This is a genomic window from Paenibacillus terreus, from assembly GCF_042138595.1.
Lineage (GTDB): Bacteria > Bacillota > Bacilli > Paenibacillales > Paenibacillaceae > Paenibacillus > Paenibacillus terreus.
Window position 1 is genome coordinate 129,938 of the sequence record NZ_JBHIRX010000003.1, and the last position, 17,113, is coordinate 147,050.

A 17,113-nucleotide genomic window follows, 5' to 3' on the forward strand; every position below is an offset into this window, starting at 1 on the left:
CACGAACTTGGATAACAAGAGGGATGATATTGTACAGGCGGCCATTCGGCTGTTCTCCAAAAAAGGCTTTGCTGCGACCTCTGTCGAGGAAATAGCCAAAGAGAGCGGGATGGCCAAGGCTTCCTTCTATAAATATTTTCAGGGGAAGCATGAGCTGCCTTTGGCTATCTGCTTCAAAATGGAAGAGGAAATCGGGAAAGATATTAAAGCTTTGTACAGCCAGACAGGCCTCTCATCCAGGGATAAGCTTCTTCGGTTAATTAAAATCTATCTGAATAACATTATCGGCAATAAAGTTTATCTTCTGATTATTACCGAACCGTTCCCGGCCAATACCCATGATGAGCCGACAAACGAGGCTTTACAGGAACATGAGAAGCGGATCTTTTTGTGGATTCGCGATTGTCTGCTTGATGTGTACGGCCCCGATGTGGAAGGACATATCTGGGATATCACATTTATTTTAATGAGCGTAACCTTTGAATATATCCGGGTGTTCGAAGAGCGCATGGAACAGAAAAGTATCGACAAGCTGGCAGACTTTTTACTTTATATCACCGATTCCCTGATTGCAGGAGTGCGTCAGCAAAGCGAGCCCCCCAGTTTCTTGTGGGGCTTGGAGGCCTGGTTTACCAGCAGCAGAGGATCTGACCCTCTCCAGGAAGGGAAAAAAATTGCCGGATTGCTCGAGAAATTGGAAGCGAAGCTTATGCGCCTAAGCCTGAGCGATAGCACCAGGCAGGAGTTTCTGGATATCATCAGTCAGCTGAGGAAGGAAACCTCGGCGGAAGATGCCTCCACCGGGCTGCTTAAGGCGCTGCTATCTTACCTGGAACGGCTGGATGAACTAAAGGAAGATTGTGCAAAGCTGAGAGATTTGTTGGGTTTGTGAGAATAATAAAGACGACTGAGCGTATTCAGTCGTCTTTTTATTTGAATATGAGTAAAATCAATTGTATTAAAGTCCGGATTGTTGCTTAAGGACCTCAGCCTTATCGACACGCTCCCATGGCAGATCCAGATCTGTACGGCCAAAGTGCCCATAAGCAGCTGTTTGCTTGTAGATCGGACGACGCAGATCCAGCATGCGGATAATACCCGCAGGACGAAGGTCAAAGTTGTTGCGAACCAGCTCAACCAGCTTATCGTCGCTGATTTTACCTGTTCCGTAAGTATCCACATTAATGGAGACTGGTGTTGCCACACCAATCGCGTAAGCAAGCTGAATTTCGACTTTATCGGCCAGACCTGCTGCAACGAGGTTTTTGGCAACATAACGCGCTGCATACGCTGCAGAGCGGTCAACTTTTGTCGGATCTTTACCGGAGAAAGCTCCACCGCCATGGCGTGCATAGCCACCATAGGTGTCTACAATAATTTTGCGGCCAGTCAGGCCTGCATCTCCTTGCGGTCCGCCAATAACGAAACGGCCGGTTGGATTAATGTAATATTTTGTTTGATCATCGAGCAATTCCGCAGGTACGACCGGCAAAATGACGTGCTCTTTGATATCCTTTTGAATTTGCTCCAGGGTTGCTTCCTCTGCATGCTGTGTGGACACGACAATCGTGTCGATACGTACCGGTTTGCCGTCTTCATACTCCACAGTGACCTGAGTCTTGCCATCCGGACGCAGGTAGTTCAGAGTGCCGTCCTTGCGGACTTCTGACAGACGGCGCGCAATGCGGTGAGACATAGCAATCGGCAATGGCATGAGTTCAGGCGTCTCGTTCGTTGCAAAACCGAACATCAAACCTTGGTCACCTGCGCCGATGTTTTCCGTCTCCTTGTCCATCTCAGCCGGATCACGGCTTTCCAAAGCAGCATTTACCCCTTGAGCGATATCGGGAGACTGTTCATTCAAAGAAGTAAGGACTGCACATGTGTTATAGTCAAAGCCGTATTTGGCCCGAGTATAACCAATTTCCTTCACTGTATTGCGTACAATGGATGGAATATCTACATACTCCGACTTTGTGCTGATTTCCCCAATGACCAGGACAAGCCCTGTAGCTACAGATACCTCACATGCTACACGTGCATTTGGATCATTAGCAAGGAATGCGTCCAAAACAGCGTCCGAAATCTGGTCACAGATTTTATCCGGATGCCCTTCCGTTACGGATTCGGACGTAAAAAGGTGACGGCCTTTTACAGACATGAATATTAAACCTCCCGCTAGAGAAATAATGATTATGACATATTTGACGTCGTACAGCATATGCAAGCATATGTTCAGCAGTGCCCAGTACAATTTTCCGTATAAAGAAAAACATCTAACGATGTATATTCAAAGAAGCCAGACCGCGTTTAACGGAAGTTTTTCTTGCGATTTCAGGAAGCTTATACCAAGAAGTTTATACTTTCTGAAATCTTCAAAAAATGAACCTTTTCCGAGTGGAAAAGGTTGCACAAGCCTCAACTGCCATATTATCGCATTTGAGATATGGTGTCAATTGAAATGAAACTATGGATGACATAAGTTCTTTATCAGCAATCAAGTGATTTGTTACATTAGACCAAGCTTTGTTAACTCACTTTCTGCACTTTGAATCAAGCGCTTGGTAATTTGTCCCCCAACAGACCCGTTTTGGCGGGAAGATAAATTACGCCACTCAACTGTACCAGCTCCTTGAGCTCCGCCCAATTCCCCTGCAAATTCAGTATCAAATGATCCGGTCGCCGAGCTTGCATATAAAGGGTTGTGTACCGGCAATCCTAATTCTGCGGCAATTTCATATTTCATTTCCTGCAGCACGCCCCGACTTGCAGGCACGATGTGATTACGGCGTTTTCCCGGCATTTGTGCCACCTCCATAGTGTAGTATGGTTATTTTGCCGAGAAAGAGCTGTGTTAAGACATGTACTTATTGTTAAAATAGGCAAATGAAATCAAGAAAATGAGTGCTACAAGAAAATGAAGTCTAATGATTTCTTTTTTATTGAACCGAATACCCTCCGCGAACCATGACCGTTACGTTATAAGTTTGCCCATCTTGGACTTGTATCCCTCTGCCGTCACGCGGGAAAGATAACAGATGATTTTTCTTTACCGCTTGATTATGGAATATTTCTGTACCATCTGTAATATCAATGGCCCCGCTGGCATCCATACTATATACGACAGCATAACCATTGCGGACGATGAACTCGGCACCCGCTTTGGCAATAAGCTTCTTGCCTGGTTTTAGTTCGACTACCTTAACTTCGTTATTGGCAGCAGGGGTAGTGTCAGTCGGTGCGCTCGCAGATGGAACGGTTGTCTTTGTTGTCTCATTTTTCGTATTTGATGTTGAATTACTGCTGCTCGAAGGAACATTTCCCCCAAGTGCTTTGGCGATCTGTTCATCTACATAACTTTTAGTAACAACCGGATCATCAGCCGTTCCCGGTTGCCCTCCATTAGACGCACCATTTGCAGGATTATTCAACACCGATCCCGCAAGGATGCCTCCGCCAATCAGAATAACTGCCAATGCTGCTTTATAACCGGATTTCATGTACTTCCTCCCACATCATTTTTAAGATTATCTCTTAACTTTGTAGATAGTTAACCCTATCATAATAGGTTTGTATAGAGAGGACAAGAAAAAATCCCCTGCGAGAGGGGATTGAGATCTTCAGAGCATTGATTAACCTTGTGCACCTGCTGCAGCGAGCCATGGCTTCTCATAAGCCATTTTTGCGTTATCCAGATTAGTCACAATAGTTGTCATTTGTTGTTTCAGAGATTCGAGTTGAAGCTCTGCTTGAAACACTTCATATTCTGTAGACATACCGAGATCAAAACGCTTTTTCGTCATGTCAAGAGCATTTTGTGCGCTTGTCATGGAAGCTTGCAGCTGTGAATATTGCGTCTCAAGCTCTTTAATTTGATTGTAGGTTTGACGAACTGCATCCTCCAACTGCTTTTTGGCATCTGCAGCGCTGATTTTTTTCAAATCAACATTTATTTCTTTGTTTTCATAGGCGTTGTTGGTACTTCCAGTAAAGTTGAAATAGTTAATATCCAGTTCAGCTTGCTCGATACCACGCTCAGCCATCCATACGGTAGGGCTATCAGCCTGAACACGTCCAACGTGGGCTTCTACATCGTCCTCAAACACTTCAAATTTAGGAATATCCGTCACTTCGTATTTTTGGTCAGCTTTATAACCAATTAGTGCATTTAAGGATCGGTAAGCATCATCCAAACTTTTAGCTGCTACCTCTTGTGCAGCCTTTTGTTGTGTCAGTGTATTTTGAGCTTGAGTTACATCATAGTCGCTGGCCATTTGGTTGTCGCGTTTGGTCTGTGCGATACGAAGCTTCCACTCTGCATCAGCCACATTCAAATCGGCAATACGTTTTTTCTCTATGGCATCAATGATGGCATTATATTTATTTTTAACCTGAAGACTCGCGCCATCTTTCTCGGTTTCCAATTTCTTTTGAGATATAGAATAGTTAATTTGCTGCTGGCTATAATTATTGAACGCCGCATTTGCTGCATCATTGGTTCCGTTGCGTGGAGGGATAAAGTCGATATCATCTGCTGCATCCTCCAGGCTGTTGTTTAGTGCCTTAAGAGACGTTTCCTGTGACTTGATGGAGTTGCTGTTACTAATCGCAAGCGCTACTGCATCCTTATAAGCAAGCGGTTCTGTATTCGTTTCATAAGTGGCATATGTGCTTGTAACAGCTGTTTCAAGTGGATTGAGGCTGTTTTGAGCAGCAGGTGCATTTTGATCAGTAGATGTGGTTGAAGCTGTTTCAATCTTTACAGTCGAAGCTGCTGCATCCCAATTTACTTTGGCGCCTAACGATTCACCAACAAAACGCAGAGGAACATAGGTTGAGCCATTTATTGACTTAGCAGGTGTAGTCAAAGCAATGGATTGCCCATTTTTATATGCAGTGGTGCTGTTAACTTGAAACTCAAGTGTGTCTGAACCTTTGGATGCAGTAATTTTGTGGTTCGCTTCATCATAGCTTACTTGAGCTCCCAGAGATTCAAAAATGGCTCGAAATGGAACCAAAGTTACATTATGATTTAATACCGGCTGCTGAGTATAAGATTGAGTCACTCCATTAATGACCACCTTAATGTTGTCAGCGGCTGCAGCAGAACCTACGCCCGAGACAACCGAAGATAGCAATACCGTGGACAACAAAGCGGAGCCTAGTCGTTTCATATCAAGGAATACCTCCAAATCTAAAAATAAAGAATGAAAAAGTATAAAATCACATAAAATTGTTCATATTATTGAAAAAAGGGTTCCATGAAGGAACCCCTTTCTCATTATTCAAAATGTGCTAAGAACTAATTACTTCTTGGTAACAGTAACTGTTTTAGAAGTAGCGTCGTAGTCAACAGTTGCTCCCAGAGCTTGTGCTACATAGCTCATAGGCAGCATTGTACGGTTGTTCTTAGTTACTGCTTTAACGTCCATGGTGATTGTAGTACCGTTAATAACCATAGTTTTAGTGTTCAGTTTGATGGATGCTACACGGTCACCCTTGATCAGAGTTACTGTGGAAGTAGCTTTATCAAACAGAATGTCTTTAGGTCCTACACCCAGAGCGTCAGCAACGTAACGAACTGGCAGGAAAGTACGAGAATTCTCGATGTAAGGAGCGACGTCAGCTGTTCTTGTTTCACCGTTAACAGAGTAAGAAGTGCTGTTAATTGTGAATACAGTTTTCAGCGTTTGGTCGTTAGGAGCTGGAGTAGAAACAGTTGCGATTGCTACTTTAGCAGCTGCATCGTTGTCAGCCCATTTCGTGTAAGCTTCAGTTTCAGAAACTGCGCTACCACGAACATCCAAAACAATGTCGCCTTCTGGAACAGTACGATCCAGATCAATAGTTACGCCAGATACAGTGATTGTGCTAGCAGTAGTGCTGTCAGAATCAATTGTGAACAATACTCTGTTATCGTCAGAAGCTCTTCTTACGTTGGTAACTTTCGCATCACCGGAAGTTACTTCAACTTTTGGAGTAGAAGTGAAGTATACACCGTTTGGCAGATCCAGAATCACTGTGCCGTCATCTTCCAGTGCTTCTGCTTTACCTTCAGTCAGCGTGAAGGAAGAAGCAGTTTGACCAGTAGCACCGATGATTACGTTAGGCTTGCTGGATGCTGCTGCAGTGATAGGGGCTACTGCTTTAGCAACAACTACTTCACCTTCAACACCAGCGTTGCCGCCAACAGTAACTTTCACATCACCTGTGAAGTTGCTGGCCAGTGCCAGTTCCAGATCTTCAAATTCCAGAGTTGCTTCGTCAGTGTCGCTGCTATTTCTTGTAACTGTGTACTTCGCAGTACGACGGTCTGTACCAGTGTAACCAGCAAACTTCAGTGTTACACCTTCGTCTTTGATTGTTTCTTTTCCGCCAGGAGCTTCAAGGTTACGGTAATCTGGGGAATACGCATCTGTATAAACCGCCTTATAAACAGGCTGCCAAGCAGCACCTTCTGGCAGTGTCAGTTCAAGTGTACGGCCGTTAACCAAGCTCTCGCCAATAGTTTCAGTCAACTTAATATCTGCTACTTCTTGCTCATCTTTACCTGCAGTGATTGTTGGAGCATCAGTTGCAGAAAGTGTGCTGCCGTAGTCGCCGTAAGTACCGATTTTAGCACTGCTTACGTTAGTGCTTGTTTTACCGGAAATACTAGCATTAATGTCGCCAGTTTTCACTGAGCTGGAATCATCAACCTCAAAATCGAAAGGAATTTCGAATTTGGTTGCTTTTGTTGATTTAGCGCCATCATACGTAATTACCAACTCACGGCCATTATCACCATTCGGATTAAATTTGAGACCTTTAGGATCAGCATCACCATAGATGACATCAACGTCATCACGAAGTGATGTCCAAGAATATCCGCTAGGCAGCTTGATTTTCACTTCTGTCGAAGTTGAGAATGCACCAGCCTTTGGCTCTTCCAGAACGATTTTTGGTGTGAATCTGTTATTGGAAGTATCCAGGCTTGAGAACGCCAGGTTCAGATCATCAGAATCGGTGATTTTAGCAACTGTTGCTTTACCAGCTGGGAATACGCTGGAAGACGAAGCTTCAAATGAAACTTCAGCATCATCGTTTTCGCCCTCATCAACCCAGATAGAACCCAGACGCAATGTAAATTTAGCTGGATCACCAGTTACTTCAGTGGTTTCACCATTGTAAGTTACTTCGATACGGTCCGAAGCAGTAAGTTTAGCTGAAAAAGCGCCTTCCTTAACGTTTACACCGTTATTAGTCAAGGAAACACCGTTTCCAGCACCTGTAATTGGGAAAGAGGCGAAGTCATAAACTACTTTATTACCTTTACTGTCAGTAAGGGTGTTGTAAGTACTCTCAGTTACACTGGATTTGGCTTGCTCTTTAGTCGCAATATCATAATCCAATTTAATTGCAACGGAATCACCCTTAGTAAGGGTAGTGCCTTCAGGAATTGTAAATGTTACAGAACCCATTTGGACAACTCCACCGTCGCCAACAGTTGGAGTGTTAGTAGGCTTGATTTCTCCGCCGCCAGCAGCGTGGATAGCAGTTGGAGCAGTCAGTGCTGCTACAGGTGCTGCTACACCAGCAACCAGAGTTGCAGTAGCAAGCACGTTGATCATTTTCTTGTTAAACTTTGTCATAACCTTTTTTTCTCCTCCTTGAATATCATGCAATGCAATATTCTTTTCTTTGTGTCGGATCTTGTCACTCATCAGTCGTTACACCTCCTTTCCGAGCTCTCATAACCCTTATAAAATGATATCTGTGACAATATCACAGAAGCTTGGAATCAAGATAATAAAGAAAGCGTACATATCACAACTTACTCCAGTATTATACAATGTCATTACAATGTCGTAAAGAATTTTTTTATCACTTTTTGTCTTTTCGAGATTGTAACCCCTCTGCATCATACTCACACAATTAGACGTGGCGAGTTTCTAAAAAGTTGCGTCCTTTTAAAAAAAGTTTTTGATTTTTTTAAAAAATATGTATCCGCCCTCTTACAGTCATAATTATACTCCAAAGCCTTATCTAGCGTCATCCAACAATTATTCCCTACCTCTCCTAATATCTACAAAAAGAAGGTGCAGAATAATGCGTATAGGGGTTAGAACGCATCATTCTGCCCAGGAAAGGTACGACAAATATAAAGTAAGACACATATAAGAACACCAGACTGCCAATTGCTCGGATATCGGAAGCCTCATATCAAGATATGCCAAGCAGACAGCTATTATTCTACTGATTTACAACGGTTACCTGTGCACCATCATTAAGCAGGCTTGCGCCCTTCACAACGATCTGCTGGCCTTCGGAGAGCCCTTCAGTTACTTCAACCTGCTCTGCGCTCTCTTCTCCGGTCTGAATCTTCACTTGTTTGGCTACATTTCCTTCTATTATATATACAAACTTTTCGCCAGCCTTTTCAGAGATAGCCGCCTGTGGAACAAGCAGACCTTCCGCTGCCCCGGACTGGATATACACATTGGCAACCATACCTGCTTTAAGCGTATTGGAAGTATTTTCTATAGAGATTTCAACTGGATAAGCCTTCAGATCCTGATCCATGACAGAGTTGATGGCCGTGACCTTGGCGTTAATATTCTTTTCCAAGGATGGGATTCCCACTTTCACAGAGGAACCAACTTTGACGTTCATCATTTCAGACTCAGCCAAATTCACCTTCACAAGGATCGGATTTGTATTTGCAATCGTGACAACAGATGACTGAGAGCTCACAATCTGACCAACATTTCCGTTGACAGCCGAAATAGTCCCGGACATGGGAGCTTTCACCGTAGCATCGGTCAGCTGGCTGCGAGCTGTCTCAAGGGCAGACCGCGACTGTTCAACATTAGCCTTCGCGACATCAATGCCTGCTCCTTTACGAGCCAGTTCAAGTGACTTCAAAGAGTTTTGGTATGTCGTTTGAGCACTTTCCAATGAAGATTGGGCGTTGCTCAGCGTCAGCTTGGCATTATCCAGCGCGCTTTGCGCCTGTCTTGCTGTGGTCTGAGCCTGCTCCAGCTCTGTCTGGGATACAGCACCTGCCGCAAACAGCTGTTGTGTGCGGTTCAGGTTATTCTGCGCGTCGCGCAGAGAGCTTTCAGCGTCCTTAATCGAGTTATTCGCCTGATCAATGGAGCTCTGCTGCTGAACAAGGGCAGCCTTCGCCTGATCGACGCTGGACTCCGCCTGCTGCACCGACTGGTCGGAGCTGCTTTGGGCCTGCTTCAGGTTGGCAAGAGCAACGTTGTAGGATTCCTGGGACTGCTTGATGTTGTCCCTGATATCCTTCTGGTCAAGGGTAAACAGTACCTGACCCTTGCTTACAGTCTGACCGATTTTCAGATTGATGCTCTGGATCGTACCGTTGATTTTCGGTGCAACCTGAACGGTTTTGTTGGGCGCCAGAGTACCGACAACACCTGCCTGTGCCTCAATGCTGCCTCTCGATACTTTGCCAACTTCAACAGACACGGCTGTTTGCTCCGCTGGCGCGGCCGCAGGGGGTTCAGCTCCCCCCGAGCAGCCGGTCAGCGCAATGGACAAGGCCAGAGCCGAGGCCGATAACAATACTACGCTTTTTTTATTCATGGTTTTCCCACCTCACTATGTCCTGCTTTATCTATTAGACCTGTAAACTGTTTTGCTGAAGCTTCGCCTGCTTCTTTGCTTCTCTTTTCTGCTGGCGTTTCAACTTGCGGTTATTGCGTCTAATTGTAATATTATCAAGCAAAATATATACGACAGGGATCAGAATCAACGTAATGATAGATCCGAAAGAAAGGCCAAATACGACGACGACGGCCATAGGCGCCATGGATTGGTTTGCCGGGTCGCTGGAAAGCATCATCGGCAGCAGGGCAAGAACGGTCGCAAGCATGGTCATCAGGATTGGCCGCAGCCGCTCGGATGCTGCCAGCAGAATCGCCTTTTCCCGCTCCATTCCTTCCTTGCGAAGCTGAATAACAAAGTCAATCATGACAATTGCATTGTTAACAACAAGCCCGACGAGCATGATATATCCGACAAAGGCCATTACACTCAAGGCGGTCCCTGTCAAAACCAAGCCAAGAACAACACCTATAAAGGTCGGCGGGATCGAGAACATAATAACAAATGGTGTAAACAAGGACTCGAATTGCCCGGCCATAACCATATAAATCAGTACTACGGAGAGCAATACGGCAATCCCCAGACTTACGAAGGATTCCATCATTTGCTCAGCTTCGCCGCCGCCTGTATCCGCAGAATAGCCTTCAGGCATCTGCAGATTATTCAACAGCTTAGTCACATCCTGGTTGACGCCAACTGTATCTCTGCCTTCAATGTCCGCCGTAATCTGAACTTGGCGCGTCTGATTCTCACGGCTAATCGTGACAGGAACCTCCGCCTTTTTCAGAGTTGCCACTGATGAAAGAGGTACATCAAGTCCCTGGGCGGTCGTAATTCGCAGCTTTTCCAGGTAAGAGAAGTCCTGTTTATATTGCTCAGGCAGTGAAATCTCTACGTCAATCTGATCGTCCGCAGTACGATAGGTCGTTGCAACCGAGCCGTTGAATGAGGTACGAACCGCCGAAAGAATCTGGGATCCGGACAACCCGTACTGGGCAGCCATCTGACGGTTGATCGTGACTTCATACTCCTCACGAACGGTATCCAGCGTGCTTGCAACGTTAACTGCGCCCGGAATATTTTTAACTTGCGCAACCATTTGATCCGAAAGCTCTCTAAGCACATCCATATCGTCACCTTTAAGGTTGATCTGAACGGGAGAACCGGCAGAAAAACCTTCGGCTGCACTGATCGTTACCTCCGCATCCGGAATATTGCTGATTTTACCCCGCAGCTCGGATACGATTTGATCCGTGGAACGTGTACGTTCGTCAACAAGGGTAACGTCTATTGTCGCAGCGTTGGTCGGGTTGCTCATACTGTATCCGCCAGCTGAGCCGACGGTAGCCGTCATCTTATCCAGCTCGGGAATATCATTTATTTCCTTTTCAATCTGCTGAGTAACCTCTTCGGTCTGCTTCAGCTTCGTTCCGTCAGGCAGTTCTACCTTAACGTTAAATTGCCCCTGGTCTGAGCTCGGAATAAACTCAGCCTTAACGAACGATGCCAACAGCCCGGCACCAATGAACATAAGAATTGTAATAGCCATTACCGTTTTACGGTGATGAATGCTCCATTTCAGCGTTTTGGTGTACCCACTCTTAAACTTCTCAAAACCGATATTGAACCATACGATCGGATTGAAGCCTCGGTAAGTGCCCGACGTATAGATTGATTCATCAGGAACTTTCGGCAAGAATTTGGAACTGAGCATCGGAACAATCATAAGGGAAACAACCAATGCCGCGATATGGGAGAAGATAACCGTCAATGCCAGCGGCTTGAACAATTCTCCTGCGATTCCCTCTACGAATACAACCGGCAGGAAAACGACAATCTGAGCAAGCGCAGACGCCATAACGGCATTACCCACCTGCTTGGAACCATCAATGGCACCCTGCAGCATGCTTTTTCCTTCATGCCGCTGCCTGAATATGTTCTCGATGATAACGACCGCAAAGTCTACAAAGGAACCCAATCCCAGCAGCAAGCCGCTAAGCGATATAACGTTGATCGTCTGACCCGTAAAATACATCATCGCAAATGTAGCAACAAATGAGATCGGAATGACGATGGCAGCAATAAGGGTCGAGCGAGTACTGTTCAGGAACAGTAAAAGCACGGCGGCCGCAATTATAAGGCCAAGTATAGCATGTTCCACCAACAAATGGACCGAATCACTGACCGGTTCGGAAGAATCCGTAACCATCTCGAGCTTGGTTCCCTCCGGAAGGTCCTTACGGATCGAATCCAGACTTTCCTTTACAGCAGTCGCAATCTGCAAAGTATTGCCACCAGTTGCTTTCGTAACCCCAATATTGATACTCGGTTGCCCGTTGTATGTAGAAATAGAGGTTACATCATCATAGGAGTCTTTTATTGTAGCAATTTCTTTCAGCCTAACGATGCCCGAGCCGACTGCAATTGGAGTTTCCCCCATCTCGGAAACAGCCTGGTACTCACCCTGAACGCGGATTTGCACCTCGGTGCTCCCTTTAGTCACCGCACCAGCGGAGCCAGCCAGGTTATTAGCCGACAGCGCCTGTGTTACCTGATCCAACGTAATTCCATAGCTCTCAAGCTTTGTAGGGTCAAGCGTAATACGGACCAGACGGTCTTGTCCCCCCGCAACGCTTACTGAAGCAACCCCTGAAATCCTTTCGAGCTTTGGCTGGATAATGTCCTCTGCAATAGGTCTTAGTGCATTGACATCCCGATCCCCCGTGAAAGCCAGATTAATGATAGGCGTGGAGTTCAAATCCAGCTTCATAACCCGAGGGGAATTGGCTGAATCGGGCAAAGAATCCCTGACTTTGTCCAGGGCATCCCGAATATCCAGAGTAGCCTGATCGAGATCTACCCCCCAGTTAAACTCGATCATAACCATAGATGAGCCTTCCTGCGATTGCGAGCTGATCGTATCCACATTCTCTACCGATGCAAGACTGCTCTCAATCGGCTTGGACACAAGCTCCTCAACTTCCGAAGGTGTGGCCCCTGGCACACTTGTTACAACTGCCGCGATAGGAAACTGCATATCGGGCATCTGTTCAACAGGAAGCCTCAACGAAAAAATACCGCCGCCGATAAGCAAAACCAGAACCAGCATAAAGACGGTTACGGGACGGCGTATTGAAAACTGTGACATCTCCTCACTCCCCATATGATCTCTATATATAAGTATAGATTGCCATACCTTCGATACTACGTGTTAACCAGCAAGGAAGTTTCAATAAGGCAGGCAAAATTTATATATTTTTTTAGAACCATTACAATTTAAAATAAATGCTCAAAACTAGGCCCTTGCCACCTATTATGGCATAGTTCGCTCAGCCTAGTCAAATGCCTCTAATTAGCAAAAACACCCCTTTCATGCTGCATAAATTTCGGAATCATTTGTGCAGCATGAGGGGTGCCTTCATCTGTTACATCTTAGGCAGTTTCTTCTGATCAACCATGATTTTTGCCATAATGATCGCGGCATCTCCACGAAGCATCAGGGACTTGGGATTGAACATGGCGCCTTTTTTCGGATCATTCGGATCTAGTGGTGAACCGTTGATAAATCCTTTTTTCGCAATAGCGAGAATAGAAGCCTGTGCATAGTAATCAATATTTGAAGTGTCCTTGAAATACTTTGTAAGGCCTTTCTGGATTTTTGTACGATCTGTTTCAAGCTTCATATTTAATGCTTTTGCTATAATAACCGCTGCGTCCTGACGGGTAATTACATTATCAGGTTCAAAAACTCTTGGCTGTGATCCTTTTACAATCCCTGCACGTGCTGCCGTCTCAATATAACGGAAATCCCACAGGTTATCTGTGTTGACATTCGCAAGTGAATCTGGCACGTCATCAAAATGTTTTGTTCCGCTATAGTTCAGCGGAATTTGCAAGCCTTTCACGATCATCGCCGTAAATTCGCCTCTTGTAATGTTCACATCCGGTCCAAAACGCTGCAGCGGATCAATCGGATTCATTACGCCTTTGGCGTAAATCGCCTCAATATGGTCACGTGCGTACGGGTGGGAAATGACGTCCTGATAATTTTCTCCCAGCTTGGCGACAACATAATAGCCAAATCTGTCAAACGGCACTTCGATTGTATGTTTCTTCGCATCCACAATACCGCCAACATTTTGCCATTGTCTAATGTCCGGATCAAAGTGGAAGGCCGTCACCTGTTTGCCTGCCTCCTGCGCAACATTGTCATCATATTTCAGCGTTAATGTTGCACGCTTGGAAGGCACAAGTTCATTCTCCGGATTTCTCCAAAAGAAGTTCTTCACCAGATTGTTGGCTGTTTCGGATCTGTCAGAGAGCTGGTACGGATCTGCTCCATATTTTACGGGATCATATTCTTCTGTATCAATATTATCCGCAGCACCTGCATCAATCCAATAAACCGGGCTCGTTTTGGAGAAGCGCTCAGGGAAGTTTCTGCTTGAGAAGTACTGGGCTCCCTGGCTCACCAGATCGTCAATATCCACCTGGTTCATATCAATTTCAAATTCATGACGGTCAACTACCCCATCTTCACTGTTTGCAATAGCGAAATAAAGATTATGACCTGAGAAAACCTGGTTTTTAAATTGTTGAGGCTGATCGTAATCCCGGCGGATCAAGCTTGTCCCTTTAGCGAACTTGAGCTGGACAGCCCCATCGAATATTTTAAGTGAGTTTTTCATTGTAGACATGTATTGTGCGCCGGGAATATTAGTTGGAACATAAGTTACTTTAATAGTCTGTTTCAGTTTTTCGTCCCCGACTGTAGCCGTAATATCGATTTTCGTTTCCTTGTTCGGTTTCAGATCGGTAACGATCGCCTTCCAAACAGAGGTTTTGTCATTCTCGCCGTCATATTTACCGTCAAAATCAGCGTCAAAGCTTGCTTTTTCCGCTTGTATCTTGTTAACGACTACACTGTCTGCATTCCCGGCATCTACAACGACTTCCACAAAGTTTTGATTCACCAGCCGTTTTTCAGGCAATGGTCGAAGTACATCAAAGCTTGTGGACTGACCGGTTATTTGCAGTCGATAGGTTGCTGAAGGGCCGCCTTTACCATTGTTGTACAGCGTGAAGTTATAAACAAGATTCGATCCATCCTGCGGAATGGCCTGATTTCTCAGAATAAAGCTGAAATACTGTCCATCTGGATGATAGTAAACAATAAGATTATCATATGACTTGCCATTGCTATTGTACTCCTTCTTGCTGTTGTCATCAGAGAAGAATTTATCATTCAAAGTCCAGTTAATTTCATCAAATTTAGGATTGGAGGATTTAATCTCCAGAATGTAGTTATCCTTGCCGCTGAGTAGGCCCAATTCGGTTTCTACATTATTTTTCCCACCCAAATCAACAAAGTCAAATGTCCCTATGACGTTCATTGCCTTGTTGCTTGTGCTGTAAACCCCGTTGCTGCCCACAAAGCTTGGATCAGCTTTCTTCGGAGCAATCTCATCGTAGTCTGGCGTTATCCCTAGCTTGTCAACCACACTGTAAGGAATTACACCCTTGTCATCCAGTACAGGAATAGTAGGCACATTGGTTTGCGTAATATTTACCTTTACGGTCTTTTCATACGCATTCGTTCCCGATTTATACACAAATTTGATTTCATTCACGCCTGTAGTCAAGGCTTTGGCTGCCTTAGCATTGTCACCGCTCGCAAGCTTGAACTTGGTATTGTCTGACCCATTTTTTTCTAAGTTAACAAGCACGTTGTTGATATACAAATATACCGTACGGGTTGCCCCATCCGTGTACACTATATCTTTAGCTGGATTGGCGATGTTAAATAACTGGCCAGCAAAATAACCTACTGCTTCGAGTTTTTTATCGTCGGTCGCTCTTGAAGTATCAAGAGGGATATTTTGTCCGTCATACAACGTATCGAATTTTACGTATGGTCCATAAAGCAAATTCAATTTAACACTAACTGGGCTCCCAGTACCCGGACTCAAGTCAAAGTTAATGGTTTGAGAGCCTTCAGAAGCAAGCTGCTCCAGAGCCACAATAAACCTCTTGACTCTGACCGTAGCGCCATTAATCGTTTTGTTCTCGTATCTGCTATCGACATTTTTCATTGTCGTACCTGCTGGTGTTTGAATAGTAGTGGAATCAGTCCCGTTCACTACAATGATTTCAAAGCCGGCCGGCAGACTGGATACGTTGGTGCTTACCCCGGCGGTTGCCGATCCAGTAAGATTGAATGCTTGTTCCGGAGTAGTTTGTGCGGAATAGCCCGACAGATAGTTCACTTGATAAATATAAGGCTCGCTAGCGTTGCGAAGCGTGAAATAGAATATTTTTGCATCCGATTTCACGGGCGCACTGTTCGGATCAATGGTTGTATTTGCTTCCAGCTGTACACGTGTCTGATTGTAAATATTGCCTGTAACAGGCACATCTATGGAATATTCCGCAACCAGATAATCGTTATTTGGACTCACCGTAACGTTGCTCGCATTTACACTGCCCGTTCCTGTTGCACCACTGGAAAATTGATAGTCAATCGTGACTGCAGGATTGGTTACGGTACCAGTCACCGGAATAAGTACCTTGCCTGTCATTTTAATCCCGTTACCAGCACCAGTTACGCTATAGTCCGGTGAACTGGACAAATCAGCGGATGCTGCTTGGGTCCCCTGCTGGAGAAAAGTATCATAAAAAGTAGCTTTTCCGTTGTAGTATGTTACCTCGCGTGTGGTTTCGACCATTTGGTCCCCATTATACACACGGATGGTAATCAGGTTTTTGCCAGGCTTCACCGGTATATTGGAAGCCGTGAATTTGTAATCATTATAGCTGGATGTGGTATAAGTCCAGCTGTTGGTTTTTCCGTTATCATCCACAAGTACAACGACTTTATCAGCATTAGGCGCTTTACCGGTGATGATAATTTTGTCGCTGGTTGAACCGTCGCCCATCAGGACGGCAGGTTTTGTTTCAGACAGTTCTACAGCAGCCTTATTGCCCAAAGCCGCTTTGAGATCATACAACATAGGACCATTACGATATTCAATATAAATAGAGTCCTGAATTTGCGATGAATTTTGTTTACTTTGGAATGTAATCCGGTTTAATCCTGAAAACAGTTTGATATCGGTAACTTTTATACTGGAGCCGCTGACATCAATGCCTGTGGCTATCCCTTCAGAAGAATTAACGACAGTGTACCCGTTCGCTGTTTTGGACAGCTGGAATACACTATAAGTTATCGAATTGCCAATAACCCCGTTGATGGAACCTGTAAGCGTAACACGGTCGGTGTTGACTACACGTGAAGATGTATTCTGATCATAGTTCTCTCCAGGGAAAATAAAATAAGTTCCCGAGGCAGCCTCCGCCGTACCCATCCAAGCTGTCGGCACCAAGGTTACCAATAAGGCGACCGTCAGCAACATGGAAAGCATTTTTCTCAACTTGATTGTCCTCCTTTGATTCAGCCGTACCTTTTTGGCACGTAATGAGTGCATAGTTATTTATCGGTCAG

General features: G+C 45.1%; 9 protein-coding genes. 1 reads left to right on the forward strand and 8 read right to left on the reverse strand.

What is annotated here, in order from left to right:
- Positions 1 to 7 precede the first annotated feature (7 nt).
- Positions 8 to 892: a TetR/AcrR family transcriptional regulator gene (locus ACE5KN_RS07520; RefSeq protein WP_375525913.1), complete on the forward strand. Its 885-nt coding sequence runs from the start codon at positions 8 to 10 to the stop codon at positions 890 to 892.
- A gap of 66 nt (positions 893 to 958) precedes the next feature.
- Here the strand turns inward: ACE5KN_RS07520 and metK are convergent, their stop codons facing one another.
- The 8 genes from metK to ACE5KN_RS07560 form a co-directional block, all read right to left on the reverse strand.
- The gene (gene metK, locus ACE5KN_RS07525) at positions 959 to 2,161 is read right to left on the reverse strand and encodes a methionine adenosyltransferase (RefSeq protein ID WP_375525912.1); all 1,203 of its coding nucleotides are present in this window, start codon (positions 2,159 to 2,161) and stop codon (positions 959 to 961) included.
- A gap of 348 nt (positions 2,162 to 2,509) precedes the next feature.
- Positions 2,510 to 2,803, reverse strand: coding sequence for an alpha/beta-type small acid-soluble spore protein (locus ACE5KN_RS07530; protein WP_375525911.1), 294 nt, complete (start codon positions 2,801 to 2,803; stop codon positions 2,510 to 2,512).
- A gap of 136 nt (positions 2,804 to 2,939) precedes the next feature.
- Positions 2,940 to 3,500, reverse strand: a complete 561-nt coding sequence (locus ACE5KN_RS07535) for a hypothetical protein (protein WP_375525910.1) — start codon at positions 3,498 to 3,500, stop codon at positions 2,940 to 2,942.
- Positions 3,501 to 3,632: 132 nt separating this feature from the next.
- Positions 3,633 to 5,174 (reverse strand): stalk domain-containing protein, encoded by a 1,542-nt coding sequence (locus ACE5KN_RS07540; RefSeq protein ID WP_375525909.1) that lies wholly within the window; start codon positions 5,172 to 5,174, stop codon positions 3,633 to 3,635.
- A gap of 132 nt (positions 5,175 to 5,306) precedes the next feature.
- Positions 5,307 to 7,703 carry a stalk domain-containing protein gene (locus tag ACE5KN_RS07545; RefSeq protein ID WP_375525908.1) on the reverse strand — a complete coding sequence of 799 codons (2,397 nt, stop codon included), beginning with the start codon at positions 7,701 to 7,703 and terminating at the stop codon, positions 5,307 to 5,309.
- Between the two features lie 529 nt (positions 7,704 to 8,232).
- A complete protein-coding gene (locus tag ACE5KN_RS07550) occupies positions 8,233 to 9,591 on the reverse strand; it encodes an efflux RND transporter periplasmic adaptor subunit (protein ID WP_375525907.1) in 1,359 nt (452 codons plus the stop codon).
- Between the two features lie 34 nt (positions 9,592 to 9,625).
- Positions 9,626 to 12,760 (reverse strand): efflux RND transporter permease subunit, encoded by a 3,135-nt coding sequence (locus tag ACE5KN_RS07555; RefSeq protein ID WP_375525906.1) that lies wholly within the window; start codon positions 12,758 to 12,760, stop codon positions 9,626 to 9,628.
- 277 nt (positions 12,761 to 13,037) lie between these two features.
- On the reverse strand, positions 13,038 to 17,033 hold the full coding sequence (locus ACE5KN_RS07560; RefSeq protein WP_375525972.1) for an S-layer homology domain-containing protein: 3,996 nt from the start codon (positions 17,031 to 17,033) through the stop codon (positions 13,038 to 13,040).
- Positions 17,034 to 17,113: the final 80 nt, after the last annotated feature.